Source organism: Ochrobactrum sp. SFR4, assembly GCF_019730395.1.
Classification (GTDB): Bacteria; Pseudomonadota; Alphaproteobacteria; order Rhizobiales; family Rhizobiaceae; genus Pseudochrobactrum.
Genome location: NZ_JAAPBB010000002.1, coordinates 217320 through 243923, shown reverse-complemented (window position 1 = coordinate 243923; position 26604 = coordinate 217320). Strand labels below are relative to the sequence as shown.

General features: G+C 50.3%; 25 protein-coding genes and 1 pseudogene. 19 read left to right on the top strand and 7 right to left on the bottom strand.

The genetic code is table 11. The annotated features are described in order from the left end of the window. The first annotated feature begins 70 nt into the window (after positions 1-70). The 4 genes from HBA93_RS03385 to HBA93_RS03370 all read left to right on the top strand — a co-directional run bounded on the left by HBA93_RS03385 (position 71) and on the right by HBA93_RS03370 (position 2978). Positions 71-955 carry a 23S rRNA (adenine(2030)-N(6))-methyltransferase RlmJ gene (locus tag HBA93_RS03385; RefSeq protein WP_121992817.1) on the top strand — a complete coding sequence of 295 codons (885 nt, stop codon included), beginning with the start codon at positions 71-73 and terminating at the stop codon, positions 953-955. Positions 956-1060: 105 nt separating this feature from the next. Further along, positions 1061-1498 carry a phage portal protein gene (locus HBA93_RS03380; protein ID WP_121992818.1) on the top strand — a complete coding sequence of 146 codons (438 nt, stop codon included), beginning with the start codon at positions 1061-1063 and terminating at the stop codon, positions 1496-1498. A gap of 226 nt (positions 1499-1724) precedes the next feature. Further along, positions 1725-2354, top strand: coding sequence for a ribonuclease T2 family protein (locus HBA93_RS03375; protein ID WP_502910028.1), 630 nt, complete (start codon positions 1725-1727; stop codon positions 2352-2354). Positions 2355-2375: 21 nt separating this feature from the next. After that, positions 2376-2978, top strand: coding sequence for a glutathione S-transferase family protein (locus HBA93_RS03370; RefSeq protein WP_221722329.1), 603 nt, complete (start codon positions 2376-2378; stop codon positions 2976-2978). Positions 2979-3056: 78 nt separating this feature from the next. Here HBA93_RS03370 and HBA93_RS03365 read toward each other — a convergent pair whose 3' ends face one another. Then, on the bottom strand, positions 3057-3707 hold the full coding sequence (locus HBA93_RS03365) for an outer membrane protein (protein ID WP_121992820.1): 651 nt from the start codon (positions 3705-3707) through the stop codon (positions 3057-3059). Between the two features lie 110 nt (positions 3708-3817). Between HBA93_RS03365 and HBA93_RS03360 the strand changes: the two genes are divergently transcribed. Further along, positions 3818-4045 carry a hypothetical protein gene (locus HBA93_RS03360; RefSeq protein ID WP_221722328.1) on the top strand — a complete coding sequence of 76 codons (228 nt, stop codon included), beginning with the start codon at positions 3818-3820 and terminating at the stop codon, positions 4043-4045. Positions 4046-4152: 107 nt separating this feature from the next. On the opposite strand, the gene HBA93_RS03355 is transcribed toward HBA93_RS03360, so the two are convergent. Continuing rightward, positions 4153-4803: an outer membrane protein gene (locus HBA93_RS03355; protein ID WP_221722327.1), complete on the bottom strand. Its 651-nt coding sequence runs from the start codon at positions 4801-4803 to the stop codon at positions 4153-4155. Positions 4804-5216: 413 nt separating this feature from the next. On the opposite strand from HBA93_RS03355, the gene HBA93_RS03350 reads away from it, so the two are divergent. From HBA93_RS03350 to HBA93_RS03325, 6 genes are all read left to right on the top strand, one after another. Beyond that, positions 5217-5999 carry an SDR family oxidoreductase gene (locus HBA93_RS03350; protein ID WP_221722326.1) on the top strand — a complete coding sequence of 261 codons (783 nt, stop codon included), beginning with the start codon at positions 5217-5219 and terminating at the stop codon, positions 5997-5999. Positions 6000-6037: 38 nt separating this feature from the next. Beyond that, entirely contained in the window at positions 6038-8092 is a 2055-nt protein-coding gene (gene uvrC, locus HBA93_RS03345) for an excinuclease ABC subunit UvrC (protein ID WP_286201746.1), read from the top strand. A 253-nt stretch (positions 8093-8345) separates the two neighbouring features. Then, on the top strand, positions 8346-8924 hold the full coding sequence (pgsA, locus tag HBA93_RS03340) for a CDP-diacylglycerol--glycerol-3-phosphate 3-phosphatidyltransferase (protein WP_221722324.1): 579 nt from the start codon (positions 8346-8348) through the stop codon (positions 8922-8924). 8 nt (positions 8925-8932) lie between these two features. Beyond that, positions 8933-9190 carry a molybdopterin converting factor subunit 1 gene (moaD, locus tag HBA93_RS03335; protein ID WP_121992957.1) on the top strand — a complete coding sequence of 86 codons (258 nt, stop codon included), beginning with the start codon at positions 8933-8935 and terminating at the stop codon, positions 9188-9190. Positions 9191-9194: 4 nt separating this feature from the next. Further along, a complete protein-coding gene (locus HBA93_RS03330) occupies positions 9195-9671 on the top strand; it encodes a molybdenum cofactor biosynthesis protein MoaE (RefSeq protein ID WP_221722323.1) in 477 nt (158 codons plus the stop codon). A gap of 464 nt (positions 9672-10135) precedes the next feature. Next, positions 10136-10930, top strand: coding sequence for a YbaY family lipoprotein (locus HBA93_RS03325; RefSeq protein WP_075654639.1), 795 nt, complete (start codon positions 10136-10138; stop codon positions 10928-10930). 185 nt (positions 10931-11115) lie between these two features. Here the strand turns inward: HBA93_RS03325 and ndk are convergent, their stop codons facing one another. Continuing rightward, on the bottom strand, positions 11116-11538 hold the full coding sequence (ndk, locus tag HBA93_RS03320) for a nucleoside-diphosphate kinase (RefSeq protein WP_075654638.1): 423 nt from the start codon (positions 11536-11538) through the stop codon (positions 11116-11118). A gap of 344 nt (positions 11539-11882) precedes the next feature. Here ndk and HBA93_RS03315 point away from each other — a divergent pair, with 344 nt between their 5' ends. Beyond that, the gene (locus HBA93_RS03315) at positions 11883-12395 is read left to right on the top strand and encodes a DinB family protein (RefSeq protein WP_075654823.1); all 513 of its coding nucleotides are present in this window, start codon (positions 11883-11885) and stop codon (positions 12393-12395) included. Positions 12396-12472: 77 nt separating this feature from the next. Further along, positions 12473-14380: an ABC-F family ATP-binding cassette domain-containing protein gene (locus HBA93_RS03310; RefSeq protein WP_221722322.1), complete on the top strand. Its 1908-nt coding sequence runs from the start codon at positions 12473-12475 to the stop codon at positions 14378-14380. A 175-nt stretch (positions 14381-14555) separates the two neighbouring features. Here the strand turns inward: HBA93_RS03310 and HBA93_RS03305 are convergent, their stop codons facing one another. The 4 genes from HBA93_RS03305 to HBA93_RS03290 form a co-directional block, all read right to left on the bottom strand. Beyond that, positions 14556-15110, bottom strand: coding sequence for a hypothetical protein (locus tag HBA93_RS03305; protein ID WP_221722321.1), 555 nt, complete (start codon positions 15108-15110; stop codon positions 14556-14558). Continuing rightward, a complete protein-coding gene (locus HBA93_RS03300) occupies positions 15110-15559 on the bottom strand; it encodes a DNA polymerase III subunit chi (protein WP_221722320.1) in 450 nt (149 codons plus the stop codon). Before HBA93_RS03300 ends, HBA93_RS03305 begins: the two co-directional genes overlap by 1 nt. 130 nt (positions 15560-15689) lie before the next feature. Then, positions 15690-16295 (bottom strand): hypothetical protein, encoded by a 606-nt coding sequence (locus HBA93_RS03295; RefSeq protein ID WP_221722319.1) that lies wholly within the window; start codon positions 16293-16295, stop codon positions 15690-15692. Positions 16296-16626: 331 nt separating this feature from the next. After that, entirely contained in the window at positions 16627-18114 is a 1488-nt protein-coding gene (locus HBA93_RS03290; protein ID WP_221722318.1) for a leucyl aminopeptidase, read from the bottom strand. Positions 18115-18393: 279 nt separating this feature from the next. Between HBA93_RS03290 and lptF the strand changes: the two genes are divergently transcribed. From lptF to rsmA, 6 genes and pseudogenes are all read left to right on the top strand, one after another. Then, positions 18394-19599 (top strand): LPS export ABC transporter permease LptF, encoded by a 1206-nt coding sequence (lptF, locus tag HBA93_RS03285; protein WP_221722317.1) that lies wholly within the window; start codon positions 18394-18396, stop codon positions 19597-19599. Then, positions 19596-20684 (top strand): LPS export ABC transporter permease LptG, encoded by a 1089-nt coding sequence (lptG, locus tag HBA93_RS03280; protein WP_121992830.1) that lies wholly within the window; start codon positions 19596-19598, stop codon positions 20682-20684. Before lptF ends, lptG begins: the two co-directional genes overlap by 4 nt. 158 nt (positions 20685-20842) lie before the next feature. Continuing rightward, positions 20843-23050 (top strand): annotated as a pseudogene (locus HBA93_RS03275) (LPS-assembly protein LptD); the annotation flags it as partial. 655 nt (positions 23051-23705) lie between these two features. After that, the gene (locus tag HBA93_RS03270) at positions 23706-24608 is read left to right on the top strand and encodes a SurA N-terminal domain-containing protein (protein ID WP_502910027.1); all 903 of its coding nucleotides are present in this window, start codon (positions 23706-23708) and stop codon (positions 24606-24608) included. A gap of 95 nt (positions 24609-24703) precedes the next feature. Next, positions 24704-25747: a 4-hydroxythreonine-4-phosphate dehydrogenase PdxA gene (gene pdxA, locus HBA93_RS03265; RefSeq protein ID WP_221722315.1), complete on the top strand. Its 1044-nt coding sequence runs from the start codon at positions 24704-24706 to the stop codon at positions 25745-25747. Then, positions 25748-26575, top strand: a complete 828-nt coding sequence (gene rsmA / locus HBA93_RS03260; RefSeq protein WP_121992833.1) for a 16S rRNA (adenine(1518)-N(6)/adenine(1519)-N(6))-dimethyltransferase RsmA — start codon at positions 25748-25750, stop codon at positions 26573-26575. The last annotated feature ends 29 nt before the right edge of the window (positions 26576-26604 follow it).

Genomic DNA, 26604 nt, shown 5'->3' with positions numbered 1-26604 from the left:
ACCATGACAAAGCGTCCTGCTTTGAATCCCGCCTTCAGCACCGCGCTTTCGAACACCGGAAATACTGAATATGAATTATCGCCACGCCTATCACGCCGGAAATTTTGCCGATGTGTTTAAACATATCGTTCTGACCCGTGTGCTGCTTTATATGCAACGCAAGGAAGCCGCCCTGCGCGTGATCGACACTCATGCAGGCATCGGCCGCTATGACTTAAGTGGCGTGGAAGCCGGTAAAACACTGGAATGGCGCAGCGGTATCGAGCAGGTTTTTGACGCCAAAGCAGCAGGCAGCATTCCTGCCGCAGTGCTGGAACTGATCGCGCCTTATCTCGATGTCATTGAGCAGGAAAACAGCACCGTCAAAGGCAACAACCTGCGTTATTATCCGGGCTCACCATTACTGACACGAAAACTGATGCGCGCGCAGGATCGCCTTTCGGCACTGGAACTGCATCCGCAGGATTTCAAAACACTGGCCGCTTTATTTGAAGGCGATTACCAGACCCGTGTCACCGAATTGAATGGCTGGCTGGCACTGGGTGCACATCTGCCGCCCAAAGAGAAACGCGGTGTGGTGCTGGTTGATCCGCCATTTGAAATTGCCGGAGAATTTGACCGCCTTGTCGAGGGATTGATGAAAGCGCACCGCCGCTTTGCCACCGGCACCTATGCCCTTTGGTATCCGGTGAAAGACCGCCGCGAGGTTAACCGCTTCATCGCTAACTTAAAAGAAACCGGTCTGCCAAAAATCCTGCGGCTGGAACTGGCAGTGCGTGCACCGTCGCAGGAGCCGCGTTTTGACGGTACCGGTATGATTGTCATCAATCCGCCTTATCTGCTTCAGGAGGAAATGACTAAAATCTCACCATGGCTGGCAGCGCTTTTCGGAGAGAATAATCAGGGCAGTTATAAGATTGAATGGATCAACGGCGAAGAACCCACGGAAAAATAAGCGTTCATTCTTCAATGATCACTCTCTTGTGCGCTGTTGAGACTTGACCCGACACAGGAATATGGCAAAAACTCGTGTTAAGAGTTTTAAAACAGGGACAGATTCATGTCATTACGCTCCGCTTTTGCTTTCGCGCTGTTTGCAGGTCTGTCAGCAGGATCTTTTTCCCAGGCTCAGGCCGCGGATTATATTGCAACTGCCCCTGCCGTGACTGACCCTGTCTGCCACGAACAAAGCGTCATCAACAGCGCAGTCGCACAGTTCGACCGCCTTGTGCGCGGTGTGCCGGAAATGCCTGCTGTCAGCATTAATGCAGTCAGCAATGTCAGCGCAACACGCTATGATCCAAAAACCTACCCGTCAGGTATTGAGCGCCATTATTGCCGTGCCACTGCCGTTCTGTCCAATGGAGAGAACCGTAATATCTGGTATATGGTAGAGGAAAGTCAGGGACTCGCATCCATGGGACGCAATATCGAATCCTGTGTGGACGGTTTTGACAAGTGGTTCGTCTATGACGGCCGCTGCCGCGTGCTTCGCTGATCCGCATATGTCACGCATCCGATTGAAAGCACAAAGCCCGTTTGCACATAGCAAAACGGGCTGTTTTTCTGTTGCAACGGCTTTGCTTGCCTCTGCTCTCGCCTTTACTTCACCGGCATCAGCGCAATCTCTCAGTGATAAGCTGATGCAGAGCATGGGCAATGATCTGCGCAAACTAAAGCCTCTGAACAATCAGGACAGACCGGTTTTAAAGCCGGAAAACAAAATCCCGCAGCGCCAGCCAGTTAAACCGCAAGATACGCCAGCAGCATCGGACAATGCGAATTTTGACTTCTATGTCCTGTCACTCAGCTGGTCACCAAGCTATTGCGCCGATAATGGCAATCGTTCCAATGCCCGCCAGCAATGCGGCACCGGCCGTAATTACGGGTTCATCGTTCATGGCCTGTGGCCGCAATATGATCGCGGTTTTCCTGAAAGCTGCGATCACCGGCAGGCTAATGACACGGTACCACGGGATATTGTTTCATCTCTGTCCGATATTATGCCCGCAGCCGGCCTGATGCGCCATGAATGGCGCAAACACGGTACCTGTGCGGGGATCAGCCAGCGCGATTACTTCACCACACTGCGTAATGCCTATCAGGCTGTGACTGTTCCGCCTGCTTTGCGCAATGTCGCAAGCCCGCGCAATGTTGATCCGCAGCTTATTGAAAAAGCTTTCATTGCCGCGAATCCGGGTTTGCCAGCAGATGCAATTGCTGTGACCTGTAATCGCAGACGTCTTCAAGAGGTACGTATCTGTATGGATAAAGGCCTCAAATTCCGTTCATGCGGCGAAGTGGATCGTAATTCCTGCCGCAGCCGTTCCGTTACTCTGCTACCTAATCACTGATCTCTTATCTCAGGTTTCAACATGCACAAACTTTATACCTCCCCTTCCTCGCCTTTCAGTGCCAAAGTGCGTCTTGCAGCGCAATATGCCGGTATTGAACTGGAAAAACATATTGTCGTGACCAGCGAAGAACCGGCAGAACTGATTGCCGCCAATCCGCTCGGCAAAATTCCGACGCTGGTTACACCGGAAGGCAAAACTGTTTTCGACAGCCGCGTCATCACCCAGTATCTCAACCGCATTTCCGGCAACAAGCTGTTTCCGCGTAATGCTGAGAAGCGTCTGGATGCTGAAAAATTTGAAGCAATTGCAGATGGTCTTGCTGATGTGCTGGTAGCGCATGTCTATGAACGCCGTATGCGCCCTGAAGAAATCGTGCATCAGCCGGTGCTGGACTGGTACTGGAAAAAGGCGGAACGCACGCTCGATCTGCTGAATGAAACAGCGCCGCGTATCGGCACCAAAATCCATGGCGGTCACATCGCCATTGCCGCAACGCTTGGTTATCTTACTTTGCGCTTCGGCAATGGCTGGGAACGCGGCCGTCCGAAACTGAAACGCTGGGTTAAGCGCTTTGCAGAAGTGCATCCGGAACTGGCGGCACAATTGCCGAAAGCCGCGTAAAATAATAAATAACAAAAAAGCCGGGAATTGCTTCCCGGCTTTTTTATTGGAATTCGTCTCAGTTAAATAAGACGTGTTTTAGAACTTGTAGCCAACACCCAGACGGATATCGTGGGTCTGAAGACCACCGTCATTGACTGTGCCGCTATCCAGCTGGAAGTCTTTCTTGCCGAAATCGGAATAACGGTATTCCAGACGGGCTGTTACGTTCTGTGTCAGGAAGGTTTCAGCACCGGCACCGGCTGTCCAGCCAACGCGGAACTTATCCTGCGATGAGGTTGCATCGGAGAATTTAACCTGCGTACCGGCAACACCGGCTGTCACATAAGGCATAACCGGCCCCATATCGACACCAAGACGGGCGCGCAGCGAGCCTTCAAAACCGCTTTTAGCAGTCAGACCGAGCTCTTCTTTCTTGGCCCAGTTGTAACCGGCATCACCTTCCACACCGTAAACGATATTATCGTTCTGGAAGTTCCAGCCGGCATAACCACCGAATTTGGCATTATTGTCTTTCAGATCACCAACATAGTTGTCAGTTTTGAATTTGTTAATGCCGTAGCCAAGATACAGACCGGTATAACCGCCTGCCCAGCTGCTCTGAGGAGCAACATCTACAACCGGTGCCGGCTCATATGTCTGCGGTTGAATCGCATCTGCGGCAAAAGCTGTGGCCGAAAGCGGCAACAACGCAACAGAAGCAAGTGCCAGAGATTTGATAGTGCGCATACGCCTTGTCCTTATAAATTTCTAAACTGTTGTACAGCGAAGCCTCCAGACCTGACCTGTAACGGCTGAACTGAACGCGATACGCCCCGTCTTCCTTCTGATCCATTTTCATGCGGGAGAAAGAAGATTGCTTAACAAGGCAAAAGATGACGCTGAATTACGGCAGCAGAAATGCCGTAGCATGGAAAAAAACCGGCCTTATTATGGCTGAAACATGTCATCAGAAAACGATGCGGTATGGACTAAAAACATCACAACCATTTGATAATAAATTTATATCTTGTTTTACTTATAAAAAAGAAGGCCAAAAAATTCCGGCCTTCTTTACTGCCTCTTAACCGCGTCCCGACATTCGTCTTTTTTATTGCTGATGATCCGGATCATTCTTTATCCGAATCCGGTCAGCCGAACGAGCGGATGCGAATCTGCGGAGAAAGCGTGATTTTCAAAATTTATAGCCGATACCAAGCCGGATATCGTGGCTCTGCAATTTTGCAGCAGGTACAGCAACATTGCCCAGTGTGATATCTTTCTTACCAAAGTCGGAATAGCGATATTCAACACGCGCGCTGACATTCTGCGTCAGCATGGTTTCGGCTCCGACACCTGCTGTCCAGCCAACGCGGAATTTCTTATCCGAATCCACACCATTGCTGTAACGAACCTGCGTACCGGCCACACCTGCGGTTACATAAGGCATAACCGCTCCCATATCATAGCCAAGGCGGCCACGCAGAGAACCGTCAAAACCACTGCGGGCACTCAAGCCGTCTCTGGTTTTCTTTGTACCGTTATAACCGGCATCACCTTCCACACCATAAACAATGTTGCCATTCTGGAAATTCCAGCCTGCATAACCGCCAATTTTAACATTCTTGTTTTTCAGATTACCGGCAGCAGATTTGTTTTTGAAATTATTCGCGCCGCCACCGAGATAAATACCGGTATATCCGCCTTCCCAAGTGTTCTGCGGCGGTGTCTGCACAACCGGCTCAGGTGCAGCAGGCTGCGAACGGATCGCATCGGCAGCCAAAGCCGGAGCAGCAATTGAAAGAACAGAAACAGTAACAAGTGTCAGGATTTTAAAATGTTTCATAAAATTTCCTTGCAATATTCCAATTTTAAAAATGAGTACCGGAGTAACCAAAAAATATACTCAACTCCCGCACTCTGCCTGTTATTTCCAACAGGAGCACCTTGCTAAAATGCACAAAAGCGACCAAAAAACGGCAGAAAAAATGAACAGGAAAAGATGGTGCAACAAAGCAACATTTCCTTAAATATTAAATAGTTATCATGTTTTTCAAATATTATTATTAGCAACAAAAAATTCATGCGCTCAGACAGACTGCCGCCAATATTTTACAGAATTTTTATCAGCCATTTTTCCTTCACGCTAAAACAGGTTATTCCGTGATATTATGCAATCATGTTTGCTGATTTGCATGAAAACGCAGCCAGAATCATTCCAGCCGCCTGATATGCCATAACCAAAGGAGCCTGCCCCCAATGACTGCCAAGCGGACTATGTCTGAAGTTTTACCCGTCACTCTGATTACCGGCGGCGCAAAGCGTATTGGCAGCCATATAACTGAGGATCTGGCCACACGCGGTTATCCGGTTATCATTCATTGCAACCGCTCAACCACGCAGGCAGAGGCGCTGGTGCAACGCATCCGCGATAAAGGCGGCAAAGCAGCAATCGTGACAGCAGACTTGTCAGACAATACACAAGTGGCAGCGCTGATGGGCGAAGCGGCAAAACATTTCGGCCCTGTGGAGTTGCTGATCAATAATGCTTCCGTTTTTGAAGACGACCGTATCGGCACCCTCACCCATGACCTCTGGGATCGTCATTTTGCGGTGCATCTCAAAGCACCGGTTTTTCTGGCACAAGCTATGGCAGAAGCTTTACCGGAAGATAAACAGGGACTGATTGTCAATATTACCGACCAGCGCGTATGGAAGCTCAATCCGCAATTCATTTCCTATACCCTGTCCAAAACCGCATTATGGACAGCAACACGCACTTTGGCACAGGCGCTGGCACCGGCAATCCGCGTGAATGCGATAGGCCCTGGACCGACATTGCCGAGCGAAAGACAACATATTGAGGATTTCGAAAAGCAGGTTGATGCAGTGCTGTTAAAAAAAGCACCGTTGCTCGATGAATTTGCCGCGACGATTGACTATCTGTGGAGAACACGCTCCGTCACCGGACAAATGATCGCGCTGGACGGCGGACAGCATCTGGCATGGGAAACGCCGGATATTGCAGGTATTTCGGAATGACACAAAGCATAAACGGCAATGATATTGCCCATCCGGACATGGAGCCGGATGAGGATGCCTTACTGACAGATGATGCCGGAGATGACGAAGACAACTTCCCCGAAGAGGTAAGCTCTGCATCTGCGCTGGCCAGCAATATTCGCTGGGATTCCGCGCTGGATGAATTTGATGCGGCCACCCAGAATTTAAGCGGGCCGGATGTCATCAATGCTTTTGTGAAAAAACTTCCGAACAATCCCGGCGTTTACCGCATGTTCAACCGTGAGGGTGACGTGCTCTATGTCGGCAAGGCCAAAAGCCTGAAGAAGCGTGTCAGTAATTATGCCCGCGGTCAGGGGCATAGCAATCGTATTGCCCGCATGATCCGCGAAACGGCAACTATGGAATTTGTCGTTACCCGCACGGAAACAGAAGCGCTGCTGCTGGAAGCGAATCTCATCAAGCGCTTACGTCCGCGTTTTAATGTTCTGCTTCGGGATGATAAATCCTTTCCCTATATTCTGATTTCCGGCGACACCCGCGCACCTGGCATTTTTAAACATCGCGGTGCGCGCTCCCGTAAAGGCGAATATTACGGTCCTTTTGCCTCTGCAGGTGCTGTCACACGCACGATCAATGTGCTGGAGCGTGCCTTTCTGTTGCGCAGTTGTGCCGACTCTATGTTCGAAAGCCGCACGCGCCCTTGCCTGCTACATCAGATCAAGCGCTGTTCAGGCCCCTGCACCCATGAAATAAGCGACGAGGATTATTCAGAACTGGTACGGGAGGCAAAATCCTTTCTCTCCGGCCGCAGCAAAGCTGTGCAGCAGCAGATGCGTGATGCGATGAGTGCTGCCGCTGAGGAGCTGGATTTTGAACGTGCCGCTATTTTCCGCGACCGTTTGTCGGCCCTGTCTCATATCCAGTCCCATCAGGGTATCAATCCGCAAACCGTGGATGAAGCTGATGTTTTTGCCATTCATCAGGAAGGCGGACTGGCCTGTATTCAGGTCTTTTTCTTCCGCACCGGACAGAACTGGGGCAACCGCGCTTATTTCCCGAAGGCTGATCCTTCCCTGTCGGCGGCGGAAGTGCTTGGCGCATTCATCACCCAGTTTTACGACAATAAACCCTGCCCGCAACTGATCCTGCTGTCTGAAACGGTGGAAGAACAGGAACTACTCGGAGAAGCCTTATCAGCGTCTGCCGGACGCCGTGTGACGCTCAATGTGCCGCAGCGCGGTGAAAAGAAAGACCTCGTCGACCACGCCATGACCAATGCCCGCGAAACGCTGGGGCGCAGGCTGGCCGAAACCTCATCACAGGCGCGTCTGCTGAAAGCTATGGCTGAGACCTTCGAGCTGCCGCGCATTCCGCGCCGTATTGAGGTTTACGATAACTCTCACATCATGGGCACCAATGCTGTGGGCGGCATGATTGTCGCCGGACAGGACGGTTTCGTCAAAAACCAGTATCGCAAATTCAATATCCGCTCCACGGAGATTACACCGGGCGATGACTTCGGAATGATGCGCGAAGTGATTGAGCGCCGTTTTGGCAGGCTGATAAAAGATCATATGAAAGAGCTGGAGGAGCAGGCTCCAAAGACACTCTTAGAGAATGAAACCGATGCAGACGACATTACGGATGACGGTTTCCCTGCGTGGCCTGATGTTATTCTGATCGATGGCGGTCAGGGACAGGTCGGTGCGGTTCGTGATATTCTTACGCAACTTGGCATCAATGATAAGGTCATATCCATCGGTATCGCCAAGGGCGTTGACCGTGAAGCAGGGCGTGAACGGTTCTTTGTCAGCGGCAAACCATCATTCACCCTGCCACCGCGTGATCCTGTACTGTATTTCATTCAGCGTATGCGCGATGAAGCACACCGTTTTGCCATCGGCACCCATCGGGCAAAGCGCAAGAAAGAAATGATCAAAAGTCCGCTGGATGAGATCGGTGGTATCGGCCCTTCGCGCAAACGAGCTTTGCTGCATGAATTCGGCACGGCAAAAGCAGTTGCAGGCGCAGCATTGGCAGACCTCATGAAGGTTGAAGGCATCTCGGAAGCACTGGCGCAGACCATTTACGACCACTTCCGCGATCAATAATGGGTTATCTGACGCAATATGCACATAATAAGCCTTAAAAAGCCGGTCTGAGTGTTGCTTTTTACCCTATTGCGGGATTGATGGTAACCAGCTGACAATGATTTGTCGTGTAGCGTAAAACACATCCCGAAAGTGGTGAAACTATTTTCGGACAAGATGTGCATCTAAAAAACTTTCATGAGCCGCAAGGTTCACTTTCTCCAGTCATGAGTTTCCCGCTCATGCTTATCCAGAATACGGGTTTTAGGGGACTATGAGTAAACACACATTATCACTGCCCAACATCCTTACTTACGCACGTATCGTTACTGTGCCACTTGTGGTTCTGTGCTTTTTTCTCGAAGGCCACCTGAAGAGCAGTGACACCGCAAGATGGTGGGCGCTTGGTCTGTTTGCTGCCGCCAGCATCACGGATTTCTTCGACGGTTATCTGGCACGTATGTGGAAACAGACATCCAGCATCGGCCGTATGCTTGACCCGATTGCAGATAAGCTGCTGGTTTCCGCAATTCTCCTGCTTCTGGCCGCTGACGGCACCATTGCCGGCTGGACACTCTGGGCTGCGATTATCATCCTCTGCCGTGAAATTCTGGTTTCCGGTTTGCGTGAATATCTGGCGGATCTGAAAGTCAGCGTACCGGTTTCGCAGCTGGCAAAATGGAAAACCACAATTCAGATGATTGCGCTGGCTTTTCTGCTTGCCGGCCCTGCCGGTGACAAAATCCTGCCTTATACAACTGAAACAGGGCTGATCCTGCTGTGGATTTCAGCAATTCTGACACTTTATACCGGTTGGGACTATTTCCGTGCCGGTATCAAACACATGATCTGATGGCCGTTATGACAGTCAAACTGGTTTATTTTGCATGGGTACGGGAGCAGATCGGCAAATCTGACGAGATTCTCGATCTGCCTCAGACTGTCAAAACCGTATCTGACCTGCTGAGCCATCTTTCCGGCATTGATGAAAATTATGCGCATGCCTTACGCTTTTCCGATGTGATCCGCGTAGCGATCAATCAGGAACATGTGGAGCATGATACACCGATTGCCGGTGCACATGAGATTGCCCTGTTCCCGCCGATGACCGGAGGCTAACAAAATGCAGCCGACTATTCTTGTCTCGCAGGATGACTTTGATGCGGCTGCCCTTACTGCCCGTATGACCGAAGGGCGCACGGATATCGGCGCGGTTGTCAGCTTTACCGGCTATTGCCGTGACGAGAATAAAACACTTCAGGCGCTGGAGCTTGAACATTATCCAGGCATGGCAGAAGCTCAGCTGGCGCGCATTGCTGCCGATGCCGCGCAACGCTGGCCGCTGCAAGGCATTACCATCGTGCATCGCAGTGGTCTTATCAAAGCCGGTGAGCAGATTGTTTTTGTTGTAACTGCCAGCAAACACAGGCAGGCCGCTTTTGAAGCCGCAGAATTTCTGATGGATTATCTCAAGAGCGATGCACCTTTCTGGAAGAAAGAACATCTGATTGCCCCTGCTCCCGAGAACGGCGATCCGCAATCGGGCTGGGTCAAAACCAAAGCCAGCGACGAAGACATGAAGAAGCGCTGGCAGAATTAAGACAACTCAGCTTTGCCTGAGCCAAAATCACATTTGAATATTTTACACTCTTGTGAAATTATTTGCACTGACTTGCATTGCCATAAGTAAACCATAAAATCAGGGCAGTAGCTGATACAGCATATTTATATGATTCAACTCGTGTTTTATCCGGATTTGATCCTAAAAATCCGGAGAGCACTTATGACTCATGGATATGCATTGATTCCAGAATTACCGGTTTAAATCACGGTAAACATTTTTTAGTCGTCCGGCATTTTCAAAATTCAAAACAGATCAAAGAAGATTTCCGGCAGCTAAACGATGAGGAAAACCACATAGTGACACGTGTTAAGGTTAAAACTTAACGTAAATTATGTGTTTAGTCATTTGGCGTTAATATACCGCCGGTTAAAATGCCCGCTCAGACAACTTCTGGAACACGGAGAGAGTCTAAGCTGGCAGTGCAACAAACAGGACAGAATATGTTGATTGGTAAAGCGCGCATCATTGCTGCATCCCTGATAGGACTTGCCGTCTTAGGCGGCAGCGCAATGATCCTTTCCTCAACCATGCCGACGCAGAGCATCGCATCTGAAAAAACAATACGTGGCACTGTCATGTATCGCGAGCGGATTGCCCTGCCCCCTGAGGCTACGTTGAATGTACAGTTGCTGGATGTTTCACTCGCTGATGCTCCGGCACAGGTAATTGCCGAACAGCAGCTTAGCAATATTCCATCCGCGCCAATTCCGTTTGAACTAAAATTCGATTCTTCCAAGCTCGTTGCAAAGCATACATATGCCTTGCAGGCACGTATCAGTGCCGGTGATACTCTGTGGTTCATCAATGACACACGTCATGAGTTTAATCCGGAAAAATTTGACAGCGCCTATGAAATCCGCGTTGTCAATGTGCGCAAGAATACCAGCCTGCAAACACCGCTGACACTGGAAAATCATGAATGGCTCACAGAGGATATCCGTGGCGCCGGTGTGATTGATTTTGCCCAGACAACGCTGTCAATTTCCCCGAGCGGCGAAGTTTCCGGCTCCGGCGGTTGCAACCGTTATTTCGGCAAGGCAACCATTACCGGTGAAGCGCTGAATTTCGGCACCATCGGCTCGACATTCATGCAGTGCCCGCCTGCCCTGATGGATCAGGAAACCAAATTTCTCGATGTACTGAAACAGACCCGTCAGTTCAGCATTAATAACGGCAAACTCTATCTGCTGGGAGATAACGGGCTGGAACTTGCCCGTCTTGCCAATAACAGCTGATTTGTTTGATCTTTGAATTAATACGGGCACGCTTTCAAAAGCGTGCCCGTTTTTTTTACATCTCTGCATATAAAAAAGCGCCGCATTGCTGCAGCGCTTTTTTCATTTTCTTAGACGCATTATCCAACGCAAAACCGGTACCCGCTTTTGGCTAGCAAATGCTATAAAATCAGAGGCTAATCAGATTAGCCAACGATTTCTGTCGAAGAGAACCAGTAGGTGATTTCCTGAGCAGCTGTTTCAGGAGCATCGGAACCGTGTACCGAGTTTTCACCGATCGACAGAGCGAAGGTTTTACGGATTGTACCTTCAGCAGCATCTGCCGGATTGGTTGCGCCCATAACTTCGCGGTTTTTCAGGATGGCGTTTTCGCCTTCCAGAACCTGAACGATTGTCGGGCCGGAAGTCATGGTTTCAACCAGCTCACCGAAGAAAGGACGTGCTGCATGCACTGCGTAGAAGCCTTCAGCTTCGCGCTTGCTCATCCATACGCGCTTGGAAGCAACAACACGCAGACCAGCTTCTTCGAGCTTGGCGGTGATTGCACCGGTCAGGTTGCGCTTGGTTGCATCTGGCTTGATCATGGAAAAGGTACGTTCGATGGCCATTTTTGTCCTGTATATATTTTGAGGAAAGGTGCCGTTCTATACCCTCACAGCCTTTTACAGTCAAATAAGATCATTAAACCTGCTGTAAAATGCTGCTGAAAACGGCGCCTGTCTTGTTCGTATTTACCCGATGAAGGCTCTGCACCTTATGTGCAGATTTTCCTGCAGCATCCTGCATAATTACCGGATGCTTCAGAAAAATGACAAGGCACTGATAATAAAGTGATTTAGCCTGCTATAAGTGCAAAGACAGGTTATAGTTAACAAGGCTCATGACAATAACAGCGATTCTGTGTTGCACGGGCTGTCTTTTGCTGTTTTTGGTTTTTGATGAGAGCTTGATGATGAAGCAACATTTTCTGATGCTTGCTGCCTATAACGGCTGGGCCAATAAACAGCTTTTTGACGCGGTTGCGGCTTTGACTGAAAGCGAATACCGGCAGGATGCAGGCCTGTTTTACAAATCCGTCCATGCCACGCTTAATCATCTGCTGGGCAATGACAGACTATGGATGAAGCGCTTTACCGGTGAAGGTGATCACCCCAAAACTGCAGATGCCATTCTCTATCTGGCTTTGTCCGATCTGCGCGCTGCCCGTCTGCAGGAAGATACGCGCATTCTGGAATGGCTGGAAGGACTTTCACCTGCCGAAGTTTCAGGGCGTTTTGTGTTTCTCAATATGAGCGATATGCGCACCATCAGCCAGCGGCTTGCCCCTGCCCTTGCCCATATGTTCAACCATCAGACCCATTATCGCGGGCAGGTTCATGCTGCCCTCACCATGCTGAAACATACAGCACCGGAACTGGATATGATGATTTTCCAGAAATCGGAATCCGGTCGCCGCTTCGTCTGATATTTTCGCCTCTGCGCAAGCATAACCGGACGTTTTTGCCTCTTGCACAATTGCAATATCCCGTGCAAAACCGCTCTATGTTGATCCTTAATGATATAACCGTCCGCATGGTCGGACGCGTCCTCATCGACCATGGCAGTGCAACACTCCCATCTGGTTCAAAGACCGGTTTTGTCGGCCGCAACGGCACGGGCAAATCAACGCTGTTCAAGGTGATTACCGGTGAATTATCGTCAGATACCGGCGATATCTCTATTCCGAAAAACACCCGTATCGGTCAGGTTGCGCAGGAAGCACCCGGCACAGAAGAGTCTCTGATCGAGATTGTGCTGAAGGCCGATAAAGAGCGACTGGCTCTGTTGCAAGAAGCAGAAACGGCGACTGATCCGGCACGTATTTCTGAAATTCATATCCGTCTTGCCGATATTGAATCTCATTCAGCGGAAGCCCGTGCCAGCGCCATTCTCTCCGGCCTTGGTTTTGATGCGGAAGCACAGCTGCGCCCTGCTTCATCCTTCTCCGGTGGCTGGCGTATGCGTGTGGCTCTGGCAGCCGTGCTGTTTGCCCAGCCTGATCTGCTGCTGCTTGACGAACCAACCAACTATCTCGACCTTGAAGGCGTGTTGTGGCTGGTGGATTATATCAAGCGCTATCCTTACACGGTCATCATCATCAGCCATGACCGTGATCTGCTGAACTCGGCGACCAGTTCTATTCTGCATCTGGAAAATAAGAAGCTGACTTTCTGGAAGGGCAATTACGATCAGTTCGAGCGCCAACGCGCTGAAATGCTGGAATTGCAGCAGAAGCAGCGTGTTAAGCAGGAAGCTCACCGCAAACATATGGAATCCTTTGTGGAGCGCTTCCGCGCAAAGGCTTCCAAAGCACGTCAGGCACAATCCCGCCTGAAAGCTCTGCAAAAGCTGAAGCCGATTGCTGTGCATTATGACGAGCATGTACAGCCATTCCGCTTTCCTGAAGCGGACAAGGTTGCAGCCTCGCCGATTATTGCGCTGGAAAATGCGGATGTCGGCTATGAAACCGGCAAGCCTATCCTGCGCAATCTTTCATTGCGTATTGATAATGATGACCGCATTGCCCTGCTCGGTTCCAATGGTAACGGTAAGTCCACTCTGGCAAAGCTGATCTCCGGACGACTGAAACCGGAAGGCGGTACGCTGACCCTTTCACCGGCGCTAAAAGTGGCCTTCTTCGCCCAGCATCAGCTTGATGATCTGGTGCCGGAAGACAATGCCATCGAGCATGTGCGTAAGCTGATGCCGGATGCACCGGAAGCTAAAGTGCGGGCCCGTGTTGCCCAGATGGGACTGGCAACGGAAAAAATGCTCACCAAAGCCAAAGAGCTTTCCGGTGGAGAAAAAGCACGTCTGCTGATGGGGCTTGCGACCTTCCACGGCCCTAATCTGCTGATCCTCGATGAGCCGACCAACCATCTGGATATCGACAGCCGCGAAGAACTCGTGCACGCACTGAATGATTTCAAAGGTGCTGTTATCCTCATCGCCCATGATCGTCACCTGATCGAAGCGACGATGGATCGTCTCTGGCTGGTTCGTAATGGTACAGTCAAACCTTATGACGGCGATCTTGATGATTATCGCTCACTGGTGCTCAGCGATAAAAGCACACCAAACAGCACGGCTGAGGATGTTCAGGAGGTCGCTATTGTTGAAGAAGGACCGAAACTCAGCAAAGCTGATCAGCGCAAGCAGGCTGCACAGAAGCGTGAACAGCTTAAGCCGCTGCAGAAAAAGATTAATGATTCCGAGTCTTTAATGCAGAAACTGCAGAAAGAGATTCAGGTGCTGAAGGGCAAACTGGAAGATCCTGAGCTTTACACCAAGGATGCCCAGAAAGCCGTGCAGTTCAATATTGATCTGAAAGCGACCGAAACCAAACTGGCTGATGCTGAAGAAAAATGGCTGGCCTATTCCGCAGAATATGAAGAGGCCATGGCCGATTAAAAGTACATCTGAGCTATAGCATGTCGCGGAAAAGCGGGTACAGGTCTTCCCGATATGCGTAAAAACAAGAACACAAAGCGAGTGCTCTGTGTTCGATTAAACGCGACACGCTCTAAAAAATTAAGCCCGCCGGTTCTGTGAAACGGCGGGCTTTTATTATATTCAGTTGTACGGTTTAAACTTTGGAACGCCTGCGCAAACGCATAAATCCGTAGAGGCCGGCAACCATAATTACCACGCCCATAGTGACAATATTCTCATCTACCGGCTGAGCACCGCGACGCAAAACCAGATCAGCACGCGTCAGCGACAAGCCGTCTTCCACCGCCCGCACGCTGAATTCATAAGTCCCCGCTTGCAGAGTTTCCATGTCTTTGGCGCTTTGACGGATCACCGCACCGCTTTGCGGCAAGTCACGCTGTTCATTACCGCTCTTCGGACTATAATTGAGACGCTCCCCCAGCACCGGCACACTATCGCGCGACACTGCCAGATTCAGCACTGAAGGTTTTTGCCCGCTGGTTGCGCCCTGCATTGGTTGCGCATCAACAAAAATACGCAAAGGTGCATCTTCAGGCTTCAATTGCACTTTCGCAGACTGATAACCGCTTTCGCGCTGATAGAGCACCCATGTGCCTATTTCCTCACCACCGAAATGACGCTGCGCCCACGGCCAGATCACCCCGGTTGCCAGACCAGCGAGAAATAACAAGATACAAAAAATACGCATCAGGCTTTTTTCTCCCAACGACGATCAGCATTTTGCTGCCAATAGGTCAGCTGATGTCCTGCGGCTTTCAGGCTCTTCCATTGCTCACGCGCTTTCGTTAGCTGTGCAGCGTCGTGGCCGTCAAACATAACCACCAGACGATCATAATTCTCAGCACCAGTTATCTCCGCGCCCTCAACAACAAAACGCACTGTAGCGCCGTTCAGATTATCCGTGGTGGTTGTCAGCAAAGCAGGCTGATGTTCTGCATGGGGCTGTGTATCTGTGCCATGGGCAAGAAATGAAACATTGCTCCATGTCCACAGCAAACGGTCGAGTTCATCGCGACGCTCTTCTGATGTCATCTGGATTGCCACACGCCAGCCCCGCTCTAACGAGCGATCAACCAGCCCGGGCAAAGCTTCATCCAGAACGGATTCAGTCAGATGATAAAACAGGATTTCCGCCATCAGCCAATGCAGGGAACCGCGCCCCTTACCTCTCGCATCTCAAATCTACCGGATAACAGCTTAAACCAGAAACAAAACGGCCTGTCGATCAGACAGGCCGCTTCATACAGAAAAACCGGTCAGATTATGCTCAGGCGGTTGCTGAACGTGGCACCTGTTGCGGAGCAGTAATACTGCGCACACCGAGACACAGCAGTGTAAAATAGCTCAGGCTTTCCAGAACTTCTTCCAGAAACTCATTGAAAGCGAGACCGTGCATTTTCTCAAAAACCTCACCGAGAACGATGAGTGCGGCTGCCAGATAAAAAGGCCATGCTTTACGGCTGAAAACAAAGGTCAGAACAGGGCGCACATAGTCTGAATGCCGGAAAACATAAACAGCAGTAAAGGCGATAACGATAATCGCCTCATGCCAGCGGAATGCATGGGATTTGATGTAATTGCTCACCGGCCCTGTCGGCTCGACTTCAAACTCACGGAAGAAAAAAATCCACATCAGTACGGACATACCGATTGCAAACATTCGCGCAGGCCCTTCAGTGCGCAGGCCGCCGATAAAAAAAGCTATCGCGGCAAGACCGAGATAAACCAGCTGCAAATTTTCGAGCAATCCGGCCTCTCCCATTTCGACGACAAGATTGTCAAAATCGGTCACGAAGAAAAAGAACAGAACATTCAATATAAGCAATACCAGCATTACACTGATGAAGTTGCGCGAGGCATAAGATGGAAACACAATATTATCCGGAATAAACAGCCAGCCTGTCCCTCAGGGGTGCCAAAACCGGCGGACACAGCATCTCAATGAACATATTATGACATCTTAACAAGTTCTTGTTGTTGCGCACAATTAAAATTCATACTCCGGCAGTCAATTTTTATTGAGGTATATATTTCTGCCAGAGCGTATCGCGTTTAATCATAGCCACGGCACTCGCTCTGTCTCCTTGCTTTTACACATACCGTTATCGGAAAACCGGTGTCCACTTTTCCGCGCTCTGCTCTAGAATACAAAAAAGCCGGTGCGAACACCGGCTTTTCCAATCATGTGACACGAAGAATACGTATCAGCCTTCGTAATGATCCCGAACGAGACGATCCAGAACGCGGACACCAAAGCCCGAACCCCAGGATTCATTATACTCGCTGGCAGGTGAATCCATCGCCGTGCCGGCAATATCCAGATGCGCCCAAGGTGTATCTCCTACGAAACGCTTCAGGAACTGAGCCGCTGTGATCGAACCGGCAGGGCGACCGGCCGAGTTACGCATATCTGCAAACTTGGAATCAATGATCTTGTCATATTCCTTGGTGAGCGGCATACGCCACAGTTTCTCACCGCTGCTCTGACCGGCATCAAACAGCTGTTCTGCCAGTTCATCATCATTGGAGAACAGGCCTGCATGTTGTGTGCCCAGTGCAATCACAATCGCACCGGTCAGAGTAGCCAGATTGATCATGAAGCGCGGCTTATGGGTCTTGGCGGTATAATACAGTGCATCGGCCAGAACCAGACGGCCTTCCGCATCGGTATTAATGACTTCAATCGTCTGACCGGACATGGTGGTGACGATATCGCCGGGACGCTGTGCATTACCGTCCGGCATGTTTTCCACGAGACCGATAACGCCGATAACATTCACTTTAGCCTTACGTCCGGCAAGAGCGCGCATCAGACCGGTTACTGCTGCGGCACCGCCCATATCACCCTTCATATCTTCCATGCCGAGTGCAGGCTTGATAGAGATACCACCGGTATCAAACACAACACCCTTACCGACAAAAGCAACCGGCTTGTCTTTGGCTTTGCCGCCATTCCATTCCATCACCACAAGACGCGGCGGACGAACAGAACCCTGAGCAACACCCAGCAGCGAGCCCATACCAAGCTTTTTCATTTCTTTTTCGGTGAGGATAGTGATTTTAACACCGAGTTTCTCAAGCTTTTCTGCTTCCGCCGCGAACTCCACAGGTCCAAGCACATTGGCAGGCTCATTGACCAGATCGCGTGCCAGCAACACACCTTCACCAATTTCAGCTGCAGCTTCGTAAGCTTTTTCCGCACCGGCAGCATCAGCAACCTGAATGGTCAGCTTAACGTCTTTGGCTTCTGCCTTGTCATCGCTTTTCTTGGTTTTGTATTTATCAAAGCGATAAGCGCGCAGCTGTGCACCCAGAGCAAAATCCGCGGCTGCTTCAGCCGAAATTTCCAGACCGTCAATTGCAAGAATTGCATTGGCTTCAGCAGATTTGCCGATTTTCGCAAATGCCGCGCCGCCGATTTTCAGCCAGTCATCATTTTTCAGCTTGGCAGGATCACCGATACCAACCAGAACCAGACGCTCTGCGCCTGCACCGTCTGCAAGGTAAGTTTCAAGCGTTGCACCAAGTTTGCCCTTGAAACCGGCTTTGGTAATCAGGCCGGAAACGAAACCTTCGCCGCCAACATGATTTGCCTGCGCGGCAACCGAACCGTCTTTGCTCACGGGAACAATCACGACATCTTTCAGCTTTTCTGAAAAATTCGAGAACTTGATGACTGGATTTTTGGACATAATAACTCCAATAGGTAAAAACAGAGTCGCATAACTCAATGCATTGTGTGGCTCTATCAAGACCAAACCACAAGCCATAAATTACCATCTCTGACGAATAAGTGTTTTGTTAACCTAATTTCTTTGTCTATTTTTAGCCAAGACCCGATTATGATAAACACGGATAATATGACAAGAGTTTGCGTGCCGACTTTTAACGATTATAAGATGCCGGAAAATTCGTATAACTTGCAGCTAATAACAGGTTCAGCCCTAAGGTTCAGGATGTAAATTCAGCGTATGAAACTGATCGAGCGATACATCCTGCGCCGCGTGGGAATAATGTTTCTGGCCGTGTTCTGCGCGGCCATCGGCATTACGTGGACTGTGCAGGTATTGCAGCGTATCAATTTCCTGACCTCCAGCGGTCAGTCTCTGGCAACAGCCGTCCAGTTTTTCTCACTGTTCATTCCGTCGGTCATTCCTCTGGTGATGCCGTTTGCACTGGTGATTGCTATCACGCAGACGCTATCCACCATGAATCAGGATTCGGAACTGGTTGTTATCAATGCCTCAGGCAGCCCGCGTACGGCCGTTATCCGGCCGGTACTGCTGTTTGCTGCCATGCTTGCGGTTATTTCATTTCTGGTCGCTAATTTCGTCGACCCTTATGCACGCTATAATATGCGTTCCATGCTGGCCAATGCGAGCGCTGATCTGATCAATGTGGTTGTGCAGGAAGGCAGCTTCCGCAGATTGTCTGACAATCTCTATGTGCAGATTGCCGAGCGCAAATCAGACGGCAGCATCGGCGGCATGTTCATCGCCGATTCCCGCGATGCCAATACGGATCTGGTTTATTATGCACTGGACGGTGCTATCGCCAATAATAACGGCAATGACGTTCTGCTGATGAATAATGGTGAGATTCAGCGCCGGGAAGTTAAAACCGGCAACGTCTCCATCATTAAATTCGATCAATATGCATTTGATCTGAGCCAGTTCACCGATTCAAGCGGTGATATGGTTCTTTATGCCAAAGACCGTCACCTGTCCTATCTCATCAATCCGGATAAGAATGATCCGATTTTTCAGACCAAGCCGCTGCAATATCGCGCGGAACTGCATAAACGTCTGACAAACTGGCTCTATCCTTTCGTTTTCGCCATGATTGCTTTGGTTCTGGCAGGCGATGCGCGCTCCCATCGTGAAGCGCGAGTTTCCGCTTCTTTCTCGGCGATTTCGCTTTCTCTGATCGTCTATTGGGCAGGATATTTTGTGTCTGACCGCGCCGAGAAGAATCTGAGCTATGTGCCGGTCATGTATCTTATTCCGTTCGGCGTCATTGCTGTTTGTCTCTATGCATTGTTCAGCGGGCGCTCGCTTAGCCTGCCGACCTCATGGGCAGATAAAATTCAGGATATCACCGAACAATTAACAGCCCGCCTGCGCCCGCTTTATGAGCGTTTTGCCGGCAGAAAAAATACATCAGGAGGTCAGTCATGATCGGCTGGACGCTCGGACGCTATTTTTTCATGCGCTATGTGCAAACCACACTGTATTTCCTGATGGGTATTTTTGCGCTGTCACTGTTGCTCGACTTCACGGAGAATGCCAGCAAGCTGGCTGCCCTCCCCGATTATTCGGCATGGGCAGCACTCGGGCTTTCTGCCATGCGCATCCCTTTCATTATGCAACAGGTTATTCCGTTTGTGGCGCTGTTCTCGGCTATGGCCACGCTGATTTCGCTGAACCGCCGCTATGAGCTGGTTGTTGCACGATCAGTCGGTGTTTCCGCATGGCAGTTCCTGCTGCCTGCCTGTCTTGGTGCCTTCCTGTTCGGACTCATCACCATTTTCATCATTAATCCGCTTGCGGCTTATGGTTTTGAAAAATCAATGGAAATCAGCACACGCTGGCAAAACGGCAATGTTAATCAGGTTACAGCGCTGCGCGATCCGTGGCTGCGTCAGAAATTTGATGAGCAGGAAACCATTATCGGCGCCAAGGGCATTCTCGCAGAGGGAACGCATCTGACCGATGTCAGCTTTTTTGTCTTCAATGAAGACAAGACAATCAAAGAGCGCTTTGACGCCCGTGATGCTCAGCTGGAAGACGGTTACTGGAACCTGACCAATGTGACGCATATTGTCGAGGGTCAGGAACCTAAAGAACTTTTATCCACAAAGATTCCGACCCAGTTAAAACCGGAATATCTCGAAGAAAAACTTTCTTCACCCGACACGATTCCATTCGTGCAATTGCCCCGTAAAATTGAAGTCGCCCGTTCTTTCGGCTTTTCGGCCACAGCTTTTGACATGCAGTTCCAGTCTTTGCTGGCCTTGCCTGCTCTTTTGATGGCCATGACGCTGATTGCAGCAACAGTCTCGTTGAAATTTGTTCGTTCCGGCCAGTCCGGGGCAATGATTCTGGGTGGTATCATTGCGGGGTTCGTGCTTTATGTCGTAACTGTACTTGCCAAAGCCTTTGGCACGGCAGGATTCGTGCCGCCATTTGTAGCGGCATGGGTACCGGTATTGATTGCAACATTTTTTGGAATCTCCTTTTTGCTCCATAAGGAGGATGGTTAGTGGGATTGAGTAGCTCCCGCACGGTAGTATCTGAGTATTTCGCGCGTCTTGCACGCGGGACAGCTCTGGCGTGCATTTTTTCCACCTCTGTGATCATTTCCATGTCTTCCGTGGCTTACAGTCAGGAAGCAGCGCCTTCTGATGACTTCGGCAGCCAGTATCAGACCAATCCTGATGCTAAAATGCTGTTGCAGGCGGATAATCTGGTTGTCGACCGCGATCAGAATACAGTTACCGCTGCGGGCAATGTTCAGATTGAATATGACGGCAATCGTCTGGTTGCACGTCAGGTTGTTTACAATCAAAAAACCAAGCGCATGGTTGCTAAAGGCAATGTTGAAATTGTCGAAAAAGACGGCAACCGTATCTATTCGGATGAAATTGATGTAACGGATGATTTCCGCGACGGCTTTGTAAACGGCCTGCGCGTTGAAACCGTGGATGACACACGTTTTGCAGCGGAAAGCGCGGAACGCAGCCTCGGTGAAATCACTACATTTAATAATGGCGTTTACACTGCCTGCCGTGCCTGTGAAAAAGACCCGAGCAAGCCGGTTCTCTGGCAAGTCAAAGCCAAGAAAATCATCTGGAACGGCACCAAGAAAACTGTCCGTTTTGAAGGCGGCCGTTTTGAAATGTTCGGCAAGTCGCTTTTTGCCCTGCCTGCTTTCGAAATTGCGGACCCGACCATCAAACGCAAGAGCGGCTTCCTGTTCCCGAGTTTCCTCTATAAAGACGAGCTCGGCTTCGGTGTACGCGCAGGTTATTTCTGGAATCTCGCTCCGAATTACGACATCACCACTTATGGTACAGGTCTGACCAAACAGGGCTTCTTAAGTGAAACCGAATGGCGTCATCGTCTTGAAAACGGCTCATATAATATCCGTGTAGCCGGTATTTATCAGGCGAAACCGGGTGAGTTCAGCTCTACAACAGTTGACGCGCAGGAACGCTTCCGCGCGATGGCTGCCTCCAAAGGTGATTTCAAAATCAATCCGCGCTGGAGTTTCGGTTGGGATGTCATCGCCCAAACCGACAAGAATTTCAGCCGCACCTATAAAATCAGCGGTTATAGTGGCGAAACACTGACATCCAATGTCTATCTGCGCGGTATATCCGGTCGCAATCATCTTGATATTAACCTGTACAAGTTCAAAGTTCAGGAAGATGTGCTGGACAGCGCCATTAACCCGAATACAAACTCTCCTTATGCTATTGATTCAAAACAGCCTTGGGTACTGCCAAGCGTTGACTATCTTTATACTGTTCCGGGCTCCGTCTATGGCGGCGAACTGACTATTACCAGCAATCTGCAGGGCATTTATCGCGAAACATCTGATACAATTTATCAGAACAATGCAGCCCGTTTCCTGAATGGCATGAAAGGCACCAGTGCGCGCCTGACCACAGAAGCGGAATGGAAGCGGACTTTCATTACTGAACAGGGCCTGGTCATTACCCCTCTCCTCGCTCTGCGTGGTGATGCGATCGGTATTGATACCAATGACACTTTCGGAACAGTCAATGAGGTCCGTTCGCAGGCCTTCCGCGGCATGGCGACTGCAGGTCTGGAAGTACGCTGGCCAATTCTGTTCTCCTCAACCAGCATGACACAAGTGCTGGAGCCGACAGCACAAATTTTTGTTCGTAATGACGAGCCTTATGCCGGTCGTCTGCCGAACGAAGATGCACAGAGCTTTGTCTTTGATGCGACCAGTCTTTTCCAGCGTGACAAGTTCTCCGGTTATGACCGCGTTGAAGGCGGCACACGTGCCAATCTTGGTCTGCGTTATTCCGGCAATATGAATAATGGCTGGTCCATTCATGGTCTTGCCGGTCAGTCATTCCAGCTGGGTGGCCTGAACTCCTTTGCCGAGAGCGATTTTGTCGGTGCCGGTGCGGATTCCGGTCTTGAGGGCAAGCGCTCCGACTATGTTGCAATGCTTGGCATGTCCAATAATTCCGGTCTCGCTTTTGCGGCACGCGGACGCTTTGACAAAGATAATTTTGAAGTCAAACGCGGTGAAGTGGAAACCAGCTATAGCGGACAGGTTGTTCAGGCTTCGGTTAAATATGCCTATATTGCCAAGCAACCGGATTATGGCTACGCAAATGATCGTCAGGAAGTCAGTTTGAGCGGGTCAACACGCTTCAAGGAAAACTGGCGCGTGTTTGGTTCCGGTACCTATGATATCGTATCAGAAACTCTGGTACGTGCTCAGTCCGGTCTGGCCTATGATGATGAATGCTTCACTTATTCGATGGCCTATATTCAGACACGCAGTCCGGGTCAGGATAAGATTTCCCACTCGGTCGGCTTCAATATTTCCTTCCGTACACTGGGCGATCTGGGTAGTTCATTCTAAGCCCGTTTGACAATCCGAAATTATATTACGGCCTGCTTTATGCGGGCCGTAATTTTATTTAGAGCGGCTCCGGTTAAGCAGAATTACCAGAACCGCTTCAACTTTTATTTTGCCCCATTATCCTGCGTATCAGAGCAGTATCCGAGATCAGTCCCGTGAGGTGATTTCCCTGTACAGGTGTTGAGCGCTTTTGCCGGAAATGCTTTAAACCTGCTTTTTTACGTGCAAATTATTCAGTAAACACATCATAAAATCGTACGATTTACAGCCTATGCCACATTCGGAGCGCATTTGTACTACGAAATACAGATATGCAGACGGGGGATAAGGACAGCAATCTCACAGGCTTTGACTGCGGGGAATAAAGATTGTCTGCGCAATTTTAGGTAAGAGCGGGTATAAACGGGGTCGAAATTCGCTGTTTTCATGCATTCTTAAACAGATGAGAGATTGTTTCACTGCAACTGCTCATCTATACAAGAATGAAAATCCTGACAGGATGTGACAACAGAGATCATTTTATCTATTACTTCTCCCTATCAGGAGACGATCACGTCCTGAGGCACGGAACGGGAAACCAGGTATGAAATTTGCTACTATGAGCATGAATTTTAATAAACGCATTCTGGCTGCTGTGTTTGCCGGTACTGTTGCAATGACGGCTTTGAGCATGACGGAATTTACCGGCATTGCCAAAGCTGCCGAAATTAAAGTGATCGTCAACAGCAATCCGATTACCAATGTGGACATTGCCAACCGTGCGGCCTTCCTTAAATTGCAGCGCCGCGGCGGCAATCTCAACAAGCTGGCTCAGGATGAGCTTGTTGAAGAAATGCTCAAACGCGTGGAAATGAAATCACGCGGTATTGTTGTGTCTGATCAGGAAATTGAAACCGCTTATGCAGGTTTTGCTTCGCGCAACAAAATGAGCGTTGCGCAGCTTAACCAGCTGATGAATCAGGCCGGTATCACTCCGAAGCATTTTAAAACCTTTATCATGGTGCAGATGGGATGGAGCCGTGCGATCGGTGCGCGTTTCCGCTCCGAAGGCATGATGAGCGAGCAGGATGCTGTTCAGCGCATGCTGAAAGATGGCGGTAAAAAGCCTTCAACCAGTGAATACACATTGCAGCAGGTAATTTTCGTTGTACCTGCCGCCAGCCGCTCGGCAGGCACGATGGCAAAACGCCGTTCAGAAGCCAATGCCCTGCGCAACCGCTTCTCCAGCTGTGAAACAACACGCTCCCAGACCAAGGGCATGCTGGATGTGACCGTGCGCGATCTCGGCAAGCATCTGGAACTGCAATTGCCACCAGAATGGTCAAAACAGTTGAAAGCAACGGCTGTAGGCCGTCCAACAGCAGTTCAGGATACTGATAAAGGCGTTGAATTCCTTGCTGTTTGTGCCAAGCGCACTGTATCGGATGACCGCGTTGCACAGCTGACCTTCTCCATGGAAGGCACCGGCAGTAATGCAGATCAGGAAAAGAAAGCTGAAGAAATCAGCAAGAAATATCTTAAAGAGCTGCGTGAAAAAGCGAAAATCGTTAATCGCTGACCCCAAAAAGCCACGCAGAGATTACTACTGCGTGGCTGATCTGCTTTAAGTATTTCTATTTACGGCCTAATGACACAGCAGAACCGGAGCATAAAATGGTTTTTCCGCAACATGGAGAGGCTTCCATAGCACCGGTTGCTCTGAGCATCGGCGACCCGTCCGGCATCGGGCCGGATATTGCCCTCACCGCATGGGCGCAGCGGGAAAAACACGCGCTGCCACCATTTTTCATCCTTGCCGATCCGTCTTTGCTGACAGCAAGAGCCAGACAGCTCGGTCTTGATATTCCTTTCAGCATCTGCCAGCCGTCTGAAGCAACACAACGCTTTTGCCATTATCTGCCTGTTGTGCCTCTGGCCAACCGCCTAACTGACAAGCCAGGCGTGCCGCAGACCGCCAATGCCGCCGGTATTATCGAGGCGATTGAACGCGCCACACATTATGTGCTCGATGGTCAAGCCAGTGCAGTCACAACCTGCCCTATCGCCAAGAAGCCGCTTTACGAAGCTGGTTTTGGCTTTCCGGGGCATACGGAATTTCTTGCCCATCTGGCTTCGCGCCATCTCGGAGTTGAAGTGCGCCCTGTCATGATGCTCGCAGGCCCACACTTGCGTGCTGTACCGGTGACAATTCATATTCCGCTGCATAAAGTGCCGGAAGCACTGACAACAGCTGCGATCATTGAAACCATTCGCATTACAGAGCATGATCTGCGCACACGATTTGGCATCAAAAATCCGCGCATTGCAGTCTCCGGTCTCAATCCACATGCAGGTGAAGGCGGAGCGCTCGGCCATGAGGATGATGCTGTGATCCGCCCTGCTATTGAGCAGCTCAAAAGCGAAGGCATCAATATTCGGGGCCCGCTGCCTGCAGATACAATGTTCCACAAACAAGCCCTGACAACCTATGATACGGCAATCTGTATGTATCACGATCAGGCACTAATTCCTGCCAAAGCGCTGGCTTTTGATGAAACGGTCAATGTAACACTCGGCCTGCCTTTCATCCGCACCTCTCCCGATCACGGGACTGCGTTTGACATTGCAGGACGCGGCATTGCCCGACCGGACAGCCTGATCGCCGCGCTCAAACTGGCAGCAGAACTGGCACATAATCATAAACGGATACAAGACTGAATGAGCATTGATAATCTGCCGCCACTGCGTGATGTGATTGAACGTCACGAACTGAATGCCAAAAAATCCCTCGGCCAGAATTTCCTGCTCGATCTCAATCTGACATCCAAAATTGCCCGACAGGCCGGTGACTTACAGGATCAGCCGGTGATTGAAGTCGGCCCCGGCCCTGGCGGCCTGACACGCGCTATTCTTGCACAGGGCGGCATTGTCACGGCAATCGAGCGTGATGAGCGTTGCCTGCCTGCTCTGGAAGAAATCGCTGCGGAATATCCGGGGCGTTTACGTGTCATTTCCGGCGATGCATTACAGCAGGATTTTAAGGCGCTATTTCCTGATCCGGCCAAAAAGCCGAAAATCATCGCCAATCTGCCTTATAATGTCGGCACGCAATTGCTGATCGGCTGGTTGCTGAGCGAGCCATGGCCGCCTTTTTACAGCTCTATGACCCTGATGTTCCAGAAGGAAGTTGCCGAGCGCATTGTTGCCCGTGCGGGTGATGATGCCTATGGTCGCCTTGGTGTGCTGGCCGGATGGCGCACACAGTCTAAAATCGCCTTTGATCTGCCGCCGCAGGCTTTTACACCGCCGCCGAAAGTCACATCTGCCGTTGTGCATATGATCCCACGTGAAGAGCCGCTGGCCTGCCCGCCGCAGCTTCTGGAACGGGTAACGCAAGCGGCATTCGGTCAGCGCCGCAAGATGCTGCGCCAGAGCCTCAAGCCACTTGGTGGTGAAGCCCTGCTCAATAAAGCAGGCATTGACCCGACACGCCGTGCAGAGACACTGAGCGTCGAAGAATTTGTGCATCTTGCAAACCAGCTCTGAGATATAAAAAACCGCCTTACGGCGGTTTT

Coding starts and splice junctions, on each gene's coding strand:
- HBA93_RS03385 (WP_121992817.1), top strand. CDS start 71: ATGAATTATCGCCACGCCTATCACGCCGGAAATTTTGCCGATGTGTTT.
- HBA93_RS03380 (WP_121992818.1), top strand. CDS start 1,061: ATGTCATTACGCTCCGCTTTTGCTTTCGCGCTGTTTGCAGGTCTGTCA.
- HBA93_RS03370 (WP_221722329.1), top strand. CDS start 2,376: ATGCACAAACTTTATACCTCCCCTTCCTCGCCTTTCAGTGCCAAAGTG.
- HBA93_RS03365 (WP_121992820.1), bottom strand. CDS start 3,707: ATGCGCACTATCAAATCTCTGGCACTTGCTTCTGTTGCGTTGTTGCCG.
- HBA93_RS03360 (WP_221722328.1), top strand. CDS start 3,818: ATGCGGGAGAAAGAAGATTGCTTAACAAGGCAAAAGATGACGCTGAAT.
- HBA93_RS03355 (WP_221722327.1), bottom strand. CDS start 4,803: ATGAAACATTTTAAAATCCTGACACTTGTTACTGTTTCTGTTCTTTCA.
- HBA93_RS03350 (WP_221722326.1), top strand. CDS start 5,217: ATGACTGCCAAGCGGACTATGTCTGAAGTTTTACCCGTCACTCTGATT.
- uvrC (WP_286201746.1), top strand. CDS start 6,038: ATGGAGCCGGATGAGGATGCCTTACTGACAGATGATGCCGGAGATGAC.
- pgsA (WP_221722324.1), top strand. CDS start 8,346: ATGAGTAAACACACATTATCACTGCCCAACATCCTTACTTACGCACGT.
- moaD (WP_121992957.1), top strand. CDS start 8,933: ATGACAGTCAAACTGGTTTATTTTGCATGGGTACGGGAGCAGATCGGC.
- HBA93_RS03330 (WP_221722323.1), top strand. CDS start 9,195: ATGCAGCCGACTATTCTTGTCTCGCAGGATGACTTTGATGCGGCTGCC.
- HBA93_RS03325 (WP_075654639.1), top strand. CDS start 10,136: ATGTTGATTGGTAAAGCGCGCATCATTGCTGCATCCCTGATAGGACTT.
- ndk (WP_075654638.1), bottom strand. CDS start 11,538: ATGGCCATCGAACGTACCTTTTCCATGATCAAGCCAGATGCAACCAAG.
- HBA93_RS03315 (WP_075654823.1), top strand. CDS start 11,883: ATGAAGCAACATTTTCTGATGCTTGCTGCCTATAACGGCTGGGCCAAT.
- HBA93_RS03310 (WP_221722322.1), top strand. CDS start 12,473: ATGTTGATCCTTAATGATATAACCGTCCGCATGGTCGGACGCGTCCTC.
- HBA93_RS03305 (WP_221722321.1), bottom strand. CDS start 15,110: ATGCGTATTTTTTGTATCTTGTTATTTCTCGCTGGTCTGGCAACCGGG.
- HBA93_RS03300 (WP_221722320.1), bottom strand. CDS start 15,559: ATGGCGGAAATCCTGTTTTATCATCTGACTGAATCCGTTCTGGATGAA.
- HBA93_RS03290 (WP_221722318.1), bottom strand. CDS start 18,114: ATGTCCAAAAATCCAGTCATCAAGTTCTCGAATTTTTCAGAAAAGCTG.
- lptF (WP_221722317.1), top strand. CDS start 18,394: ATGAAACTGATCGAGCGATACATCCTGCGCCGCGTGGGAATAATGTTT.
- lptG (WP_121992830.1), top strand. CDS start 19,596: ATGATCGGCTGGACGCTCGGACGCTATTTTTTCATGCGCTATGTGCAA.
- HBA93_RS03270 (WP_502910027.1), top strand. CDS start 23,706: ATGACGGCTTTGAGCATGACGGAATTTACCGGCATTGCCAAAGCTGCC.
- pdxA (WP_221722315.1), top strand. CDS start 24,704: ATGGTTTTTCCGCAACATGGAGAGGCTTCCATAGCACCGGTTGCTCTG.
- rsmA (WP_121992833.1), top strand. CDS start 25,748: ATGAGCATTGATAATCTGCCGCCACTGCGTGATGTGATTGAACGTCAC.